1 protein-coding gene is annotated in these 551 nt (G+C 62.4%); it reads right to left on the bottom strand.

Annotated features, from left to right (window positions below; genetic code table 11):
• On the bottom strand, positions 1 to 551 hold a 551-nt coding region (locus AACY45_RS27690), incomplete at both ends, for a phosphotransferase (RefSeq protein WP_339548657.1).

Below are 551 nucleotides of genomic sequence, written 5' to 3'. Positions count from 1 at the left end.
CACTTCGAGACAAAGCCCGGCCACATCGTAATGCGGGTCGGCATTGACCGCCCGATCGAAATCGACCAGTTGCACCCGGCCAGCGCTGCCGAGCATGATGTTGGACAGTGTGTTCTCGCCATGAATCGGACCGCTTCCGGTTCCGGCCGCGGCGAAGGCGGCCTCGAGCCGGCCAATCCAGGGGCGGAGCTCGCGCACGATCCGAAGCTCGGACAACTTCTCCCCATCTGGAAGACGGATGTTGTCCATTACGCCGAGATAAGATGAAATCGTCTCGAACGGCGCACGGTGCTGGGCCAGCTTCCTGCTTTGATGCCAGGCGCGCTTGGCAGCGATCACCGACACCAGGACGTTTTCGTCGTCGAGATCCTGTCTCAGCGCCATCCGCCAATCGGCAGGGGCCAACCAGGCATAGAGCAACTCTCGCGAGCTTTCGTCGATATCGAGGAGCGCCGGCGCGAGCTGAAGCTCGGCAGCCTGCAGGCTCGCGGCGATCGTTGCGGCAAAATCCAGGAACGGCTCGGCCTCGGTCTCGTAGACCTTGAGAAAGC

It is taken from the genome of Pseudomonas sp. RA_35y_Pfl2_P32 (assembly GCF_963970735.1).
GTDB lineage: Bacteria > Pseudomonadota > Gammaproteobacteria > Pseudomonadales > Pseudomonadaceae > Aquipseudomonas.
The sequence above is the reverse complement of the archived record's forward strand: the minus strand, read 5'-3'. Positions and strand labels throughout refer to the sequence as shown.